At 67.8% G+C, this 7,309-nt stretch carries 7 protein-coding genes; 5 read left to right on the forward strand and 2 right to left on the reverse strand.

All coding sequences use genetic code 11. From position 1 onward, the window contains the following. The first annotated feature begins 54 nt into the window (after positions 1–54). Positions 55–1,896, forward strand: coding sequence for a methyl-accepting chemotaxis protein (locus ACSQ2G_RS21255; RefSeq protein ID WP_436034284.1), 1,842 nt, complete (start codon positions 55–57; stop codon positions 1,894–1,896). Here ACSQ2G_RS21255 and ACSQ2G_RS21260 read toward each other — a convergent pair. After that, positions 1,823–2,527 (reverse strand): hypothetical protein, encoded by a 705-nt coding sequence (locus ACSQ2G_RS21260; protein ID WP_436034286.1) that lies wholly within the window; start codon positions 2,525–2,527, stop codon positions 1,823–1,825. The genes ACSQ2G_RS21255 and ACSQ2G_RS21260 overlap by 74 nt on opposite strands. Before the next feature lie 176 nt (positions 2,528–2,703). Continuing rightward, a complete protein-coding gene (locus ACSQ2G_RS21265) occupies positions 2,704–3,450 on the reverse strand; it encodes a hypothetical protein (protein WP_436034288.1) in 747 nt (248 codons plus the stop codon). 348 nt (positions 3,451–3,798) lie between these two features. On the opposite strand from ACSQ2G_RS21265, the gene rpsL reads away from it, so the two are divergent. The 4 genes from rpsL to ACSQ2G_RS21285 all read left to right on the forward strand — a co-directional run. After that, complete coding sequence (gene rpsL, locus ACSQ2G_RS21270) at positions 3,799–4,170, forward strand: 30S ribosomal protein S12 (protein WP_007661566.1); 372 nt, start codon at positions 3,799–3,801, stop codon at positions 4,168–4,170. A gap of 13 nt (positions 4,171–4,183) precedes the next feature. After that, a complete protein-coding gene (gene rpsG, locus ACSQ2G_RS21275; protein WP_007661568.1) occupies positions 4,184–4,657 on the forward strand; it encodes a 30S ribosomal protein S7 in 474 nt (157 codons plus the stop codon). Positions 4,658–4,771: 114 nt separating this feature from the next. Next, a complete protein-coding gene (gene fusA / locus ACSQ2G_RS21280; protein WP_436034292.1) occupies positions 4,772–6,850 on the forward strand; it encodes an elongation factor G in 2,079 nt (692 codons plus the stop codon). A gap of 60 nt (positions 6,851–6,910) precedes the next feature. Then, positions 6,911–7,309, forward strand: a 399-nt coding sequence (locus ACSQ2G_RS21285; RefSeq protein ID WP_436034294.1) for a GTP-binding protein, incomplete at its 3' end; no start/stop codon positions are given.

The following is a 7,309-nucleotide window of genomic DNA, read 5'->3' on the forward strand; positions in this document are numbered from 1 at the left end:
TTGAGGTGTTGCGGTGCAAACCGGAGGCAGGATTCTCCAGACATTGGCGCCCCCATGCGTTCCGACATCTCCACCAAGGTCAGCCTGACCGTCGTCGCGGCCTTCATGACCTTGTTGCTGGCCTTGCTGGCCATCGTCGGCAAGAACTCGCTGGACTTCGCCAAGGCCCAAGCGGTCAGCCAGCAGGAGGCCAGCCTGCGGGTGGCCTGGGACGCCGTCGGCGGCCCGGACGCGGTCTTCGCGCGCGACGGCGACAAGCTGACCGCGGGCGGCAAGGTGCTGAACGGCGACATCGCCACGGTCGACCACGTCAAGGACCTGGTCGGCGGCACCATGACCATCTTCCTGGGCGACACCCGCATCGCCACCAACGTCCAGAAGCCGAACGGCAGCCGCGGCGTGGGAACGCCCCTGGCCAAGGGCCCCGTCTATGACGCGGTGCTGGGCCGCGGCGAGTCCTATCGCGGCGAGGCCAAGGTGCTGGGCAAGCCCTATTTCGCGGCCTACGACCCGATCAAGAACGCCTCGGGCGAGGTGATCGGCATCCTCTATGTCGGCGTCGCCAAGGCCGACTACTTCCAGCCGGTCTATCGCCAGCTGATCTGGCTGGCCGTGGCCGGCGCGGTGCTGGCGGCCCTGGGCGTCGCGGCCTCGGTGACCGTGGTCCGTCGCCAGCTGTCGCCGCTGCGCGACCTGCGCGAGGCCATGAAGCGGGTGATGGGCGGCGACCTGACCGTGGCCCTGCCGTTCGCCGGCCGCCGCGACGACATCGGCCTGATGGCCGACGCGGTCCACGCCTTCCGTGACGAGGCCCGCGAGAAGGGCCGGATCGAAGCCGAGGCCGAGACCCATCGCCAGGCCGCCGAGGCCGAGCGCCGCCTGTCGGCCGATCGCGATAGCCACCAGGCCGAGCAGCAGGCCCTGGTCGTCTCGCGCCTGGCCCAGGGTCTGGACCGGTTGTCGGCCGGCGATCTGACCGTCCGCCTGACCGAGGCCTTCGCCCCCGACTACGAACGCCTGCGGGCCGACTTCAACCAGGCGGTCGAGCGCCTGGAGCAGGCCATGGGCGCGGTGATCTCGGCTGTCGGCGGCCTGACCGCCGGCGCCAACGGCATCGCCGGCGCGGCCGGCGACCTGTCGACCCGCAGCGAGCAGCAGGCCGCCAGCCTGGAAGAGGCCGCCGCCGCCCTGACCGAAATCACCAACGCCGTCCGCGTGGCCGCCGACGGCGCGCGCGGGGCCCGCGAGGCCGTCAGCCAGGCCCAGGCCGAGGCGGGCCGTTCGCGCACCGTCGTCGACGAGACCATCCAGGCGATCGGCGGCATCGAGGCCTCGTCGCACCAGGTGGCCCAGATCGTCGGCGTGATCGACGAGATCGCCTTCCAGACCAACCTGCTGGCCCTGAACGCCGGCGTCGAGGCCGCGCGCGCGGGCGACGCCGGCCGCGGCTTCGCGGTCGTTGCGCAGGAAGTCCGGGCCCTGGCCCAGCGCTCGGCTGACGCGGCCAAGGAGATCAAGGTCCACATCGCCGACTCCGCCCGTCAGGTCGAGGCCGGCGTCGTGCTGGTCGGCCGCACGGGCGAGGCGTTGCAGACGATCGCCGGCCAGGTGGGCGCCATCGACGGCGTCATCGGCCGGATCGCCGCCTCGGCCGCCGAGCAGGCCTCGGGCCTGTCCGAGGTCAACACCGCCGTCAGCCACATGGACCAGGCCACCCAGAAGAACGCCGCCATGGTCAATCGCTCGGCCGCCGACAGCCTGACCCTGGTGCGCGAGGTCGAGGGCCTGGCCGCCCTGGTCGGCCACTTCAAGGTGGGCGCGGCTAGCGCTGGTCGTTCTGGCGCGCGGCCTTCTTCCGACGCTCGTCGGCCTTCCGCGCATCGTCCAGCCGCCTGAGCGCCTGCTGCTCGGTCGACAGCGACCGGCCCAGGCCGTCCTGCTCGGCGCCCAGCACCCAGGGAATATCCTTGCCCTTGCCCGGATTGTCGCGATTGCGGTGATCCACGCCGACGGTCGGAGCGTCGCGATAGGCGCGGTCGGCCTGCTGCTTCAGGGCCTGGGCGTCGAAGCCCCGCCGCTTGGCCGCGTCCATCGGCGCGTCATAGACCGGGGCGTTGCGGACCTTGGCCCCGAACACCTCGTCGCAATGTTCCTGTTCCCGCCGGTTGAGGCCGACCGCCTCGGCGTTGGCGCAGCCGGCGCTGCTGCCGCGCAGGGCCGTCCGCAGGTCGCCGCGCGGGCCTTCGGGCAGGGGCGCGGGATGGAGGCCGGTCGCGCGGTTGCTGGGGGCGGGCGGACCGGGAGCGGGCGCGACGCCCAGGGGCCGGATCCAGGACGGCGCGACCCGGCGCGGCGCGCGCGGCTGGATCGGCGAGGCCGCCGCCGCCCGCTCGGCGCTGGCCACCGGCTCCAGGGTGGGGCGGCGGGGCGCCAGGTCACGCTCCAAGGTGACGCGGATGGCGTCCTCGTCGCTCGACCGGTCCTGGAAGCGGGTCACCACCGGCCAACCCAGGACGACCAGGATCACGGCGTGCAGCGCCAGCGACCCGCAAAGAACGGCGCCGTTTCTCAACCGGGTTTTGCGCGCCGTGGCCGGGATTTGGGGCAAGAACGAACTCGACAGGACCGGAGAGAACAGGTTTGCCACCGCAAGTGGCGAAACGGTGTCCGCCATACGCTAGATGGGATGGGTCAAGGCTGGCGCTAGTAGGGTTTGCGGATGTCGACCTCCGGGCTCAGCGACCCGTTCGGCGGCTGGATGAAGCAGGGGCCGGCGCGCAGGGCGTTGGGCGGCCCCTTGGGTGTCCTTGCGGCGTTGGGCCCGAATTTCACCGAGCAGCCGACGCGCGGTCCGTGGCCTGGAAAGACGCTGTCGTTGACGTCGAACATGCCGTTTCCACCCCGCGCGTTGAGCGGGACGGGCTGCCCGCGATTCCTGTAGGCCTCGGCGACCGCGTCGTAATAGGCGCGCTTGGCCGGGTCGATCGGGGCTGTGAGAGGCGGGGCCTTCAGCGCCAGGGCGCCGAGTTTCTCCTGGCAGCGGGCGCGGTCCTCCGGCGACAGGAAGACCTCGCGCTCGCTCCCGCAGCCAAAGCCCCCGGCCCGCAGGACGGCGCCCAGGTCGCCGTGCGGGCCCGGGGGCGCGGCGGCCGGCGTCGCTGCTGGGCCGGTCGGTGCGGGGGCCACGGGAAGGGTCTCCACTATCGAGGACGCCTGGAGGGCGGGACGATGTGGGACGAACGCCGCCGCCTCGGATCGGACCGCGGGTCTTGTCGCCGGCCGAGCCCGGTCCAGCGCCACCTCGATCGCGCCCTCGTCCGTGGAGCGGTCGGGGAAGTGCGGCGCCGCCGGACGGGCCAGCAGAAACAGCGCCAGGCCATGCAGCCCGACGACGGCGGCCAGGGTCGCACCTCGTTCCAGGCGCTCGCGAGGGGTCTTCGGTAGGCGCAAGGCGGGCTCGTGAACGGCTGGACGACGCCCATCAAGCTTGCCACCTCAGGTGGCGAAAGCGTGGCCGTGGAGGGGCGAATAACCGGCGCAAACCCGTGATTTGACTCGGCATTGACGTCGGATGCGTTCGCGAGTAGTTTCCGCGCTCTTTTCGAGGCGGACCCTGTCCGTCCTGATGAGCGCCCGTCCCTTACCCCGACGGATCAGCCCGCCGGAACGCTGCCCGCGTCCCGGCGAGTTTCGTGTTTATCAGGTCCTCATCCGAGGCCGAGAAAGCCGGAATAAAAATGACAAGGACCTGAAGCGCCTCGGCCGAAAGGCACACGCTTCCATCAGAGCAGAGACTTAATGCCTACCGTCAACCAGCTCATCCGCAAACCGCGCCAGCCTAAGCCGGTCCGGAACAAGGTGCCCGCCCTGAAGGGCTGCCCCCAACGTCGCGGCGTTTGCACGCGCGTCTACACGACGACCCCGAAGAAGCCGAACTCGGCTCTGCGTAAGGTCGCCAAGGTCCGTCTGACCACCGGCATCGAAGCCGTTTGCTACATCCCGGGCGAAGGCCACAACCTGCAGGAGCACTCGGTGGTGCTCATCCGCGGCGGCCGCGTCAAGGACTTGCCCGGCGTCCGCTATCACATCCTGCGCGGCGTCCTCGACACCCAAGGGGTCAAGGATCGTAAGCAGCGTCGTTCGCTCTACGGCGCCAAGCGTCCGAAGTAAGGAATAGAAGAAGATGTCCCGCCGCCGTCGCGCCGAGAAACGCCAAGTCCTGCCGGATCCCAAGTTTGGGGACCTGATCGTCACGAAGTTCATGAACTACGTGATGTACGAGGGCAAAAAAGCCGTCGCCGAAAACATCATCTATGGTGCTTTCGACATCCTGGAAAACAAGCGCAAGGACCAAGGTCCGCTTGAGACCTTCCACTCCGCCCTGGACAACGTCGCCCCGGCGATCGAAGTCCGGTCGCGCCGCGTCGGCGGCGCCACCTACCAGGTGCCGGTGGAAGTCCGTCCGGACCGCCGCCGCGCCCTCGCCATCCGCTGGCTGGTGACCGCCGCCCGCAAGCGCGGCGAGAACACCATGACCGAAAAGCTGGCTGGTGAGCTGCTCGACGCTTCCAACAACCGCGGCACCGCGGTGAAGAAGCGCGAAGACACCCACAAGATGGCCGAAGCCAACCGGGCGTTCTCGCACTACCGCTGGTAACCTTTCTTACCAGCACTCTTTCAGGCGCGGGCGGTTTGAGATAAACCGCCCGCGCCGCACGTTTAAATGTCCCTGCCCCAGCTTGGGGTCGGGCAGTCACGCAGAGCTAGATCCATGGCCCGCCAGCATAAAATCGAAGACTACCGCAACTTCGGCATCATGGCGCACATCGACGCCGGGAAGACGACGACGACCGAGCGGATCCTGTATTACACGGGTAAGTCGCACAAGATCGGCGAAGTCCACGACGGCGCCGCGACCATGGACTGGATGGACCAGGAACAAGAGCGCGGCATCACCATCACGTCGGCCGCGACGACCGCTTTCTGGAAAGAAAAGCGCCTCAACATCATCGACACCCCCGGACACGTCGACTTCACGATCGAAGTCGAGCGCAGCCTGCGCGTCCTCGACGGCGCCGTGACGGTGCTGGACGGCAACGCCGGCGTCGAGCCGCAGACCGAAACCGTCTGGCGCCAGGCCGACAAGTATCGCGTTCCGCGCATCGTCTTCGTCAACAAGATGGACAAGATCGGCGCCGACTTCGACAAGTCGGTGGAATCGATCCGCGACCGTCTGGGCGCCAAGGCCGTGCCGATCCAGTTCCCGATCGGTTCGGAATCCTCGCTGAGCGGCCTGGTCGACCTGGTCCGCATGAAGGCCGTGGTCTGGGACAACGACGCCCTGGGCGCCAACTTCCGCGACGAAGAGATCCCCGCCGACCTGCTGGACAAGGCCAAGGAAGCTCACGCTTACCTGGTCGAGGCCGCCGTCGAGCTCGACGACGAAGCCATGGAAGCCTATCTGGGCGGCGAAGAGCCCTCGGAAGCGGTGCTGAAGAAGTGCATCCGCAAGGCCGTGCTGACCGGCGCCTTCTATCCGATCCTCTGCGGCTCGGCCTTCAAGAACAAGGGCGTGCAGACGCTCCTGGACGCCGTCGTCGACTACCTGCCGTCGCCGCTGGACATCCCGCCGACCAAGGGCATCGACTTCAAGACCGAAGAAGACGTCGTGCGTCACGCCTCGGACGAAGAGCCGCTGTCGGTCCTGGCGTTCAAGATCATGGACGACCCCTTCGTTGGTTCGCTGACCTTCTGCCGGATCTATTCGGGCAAGCTGGAAACCGGCATGAGCCTGCTGAACGCCACGCGCGACAAGCGCGAGCGCGTGGGCCGCATGCTGCTCATGCACTCCAACAACCGCGAAGATATCAAGGAAGCCTTCGCCGGAGACATCGTCGCCCTGGCCGGCCTGAAGGAAACCCGCACCGGTGACACCCTGTGCGATCCGCTGAAGTCGCCGGTCATCCTGGAGCGCATGGAGTTCCCGGCCCCGGTCATCGAGATCGCCGTCGAGCCCAAGTCCAAGGCCGACCAGGAAAAGCTGGGCGTCGCCCTGGCCAAGCTGGCCGCCGAGGATCCGTCCTTCACCGTCTCGACCGACTTCGAAAGCGGCCAGACGATCCTGAAGGGCATGGGCGAACTGCACCTGGACATCAAGATCGACATCCTGAAGCGGACCTACAAGGTCGAAGCCAACATCGGCGCGCCGCAGGTGGCCTATCGCGAAAGCCTGGGCCGCAAGGTCGACATCGACTACACCCACAAGAAGCAGACCGGTGGTACGGGCCAGTTCGCCCGCGTCATGATCACCTTCGAACCGGGCGAACCGGGTTCGGGCTTCGTGTTCGAGAACTCGATCGTCGGCGGCGCGGTGCCGAAGGAATACATCCCCGGCGTTCAGAAGGGCCTGGAGTCCGTCAAGGACAACGGCCTGCTGGCCGGCTTCCCGCTGATCGACTTCAAGGCCACCCTGACGGACGGCAAGTACCACGACGTCGACTCCAGCGTGCTGGCGTTCGAAATCGCGTCGCGCGCCGCCTTCAAGGAACTGCGTGAAAAGGGCGCTCCCAAGCTGCTCGAGCCGATCATGGCCGTCGAGGTCGTGACCCCGGAAGAGTACCTGGGTTCGGTCATCGGCGACCTGAACGCCCGTCGCGGGATGATCCAGGGCCAGGACATGCGCGGCAACGCCACGGTGGTGAACGCCTTCGTGCCGCTGGCCAACATGTTCGGCTATGTGAACACCCTGCGCGGCATGTCCCAGGGCCGCGCCCAGTTCACCATGCAATACGACCACTACGAGCCGGTGCCGCAACACGTCGCCGACGAAGTGATCAAGAAGTACGCCTAAGCTAACCCCAGAAATCCCCTTTTAATTGCAGGCCCCTCTGGGGTCCGGAGCTAGAGAAAAATGGCCAAGGAAAAGTTCGAACGTAACAAGCCGCACTGCAACATCGGCACCATTGGTCACGTTGACCATGGCAAGACGACGCTGACGGCGGCGATCACCATCATTCTGGCCAAGAGCGGTGGCGCCACGGCGAAGAACTACGCCGACATCGACGCCGCGCCGGAAGAGAAGGCCCGCGGCATCACCATCAACACCGCGCACGTGGAATATGAGACGGCCAACCGTCACTACGCCCACGTCGACTGCCCCGGCCACGCCGACTATGTGAAGAACATGATCACCGGCGCGGCCCAGATGGACGGCGCGATCCTGGTGGTGTCGGCCGCCGACGGCCCGATGCCCCAGACCCGCGAGCACATCCTGCTGGCCCGTCAGGTCGGCGTGCCGGCCCTGGTCGTG

The organism is Caulobacter sp. LjRoot300, from assembly GCF_964253875.1.
Taxonomy (GTDB): domain Bacteria; phylum Pseudomonadota; class Alphaproteobacteria; order Caulobacterales; family Caulobacteraceae; genus Caulobacter.

Excerpts from the sequence above, each read along its gene's own strand:
- ACSQ2G_RS21255 (WP_436034284.1), top strand. The coding sequence starts at position 55 with ATGCGTTCCGACATCTCCACCAAGGTCAGCCTGACCGTCGTCGCGGCC.
- rpsL (WP_007661566.1), top strand. The coding sequence starts at position 3,799 with ATGCCTACCGTCAACCAGCTCATCCGCAAACCGCGCCAGCCTAAGCCG.
- rpsG (WP_007661568.1), top strand. The coding sequence starts at position 4,184 with ATGTCCCGCCGCCGTCGCGCCGAGAAACGCCAAGTCCTGCCGGATCCC.
- fusA (WP_436034292.1), top strand. The coding sequence starts at position 4,772 with ATGGCCCGCCAGCATAAAATCGAAGACTACCGCAACTTCGGCATCATG.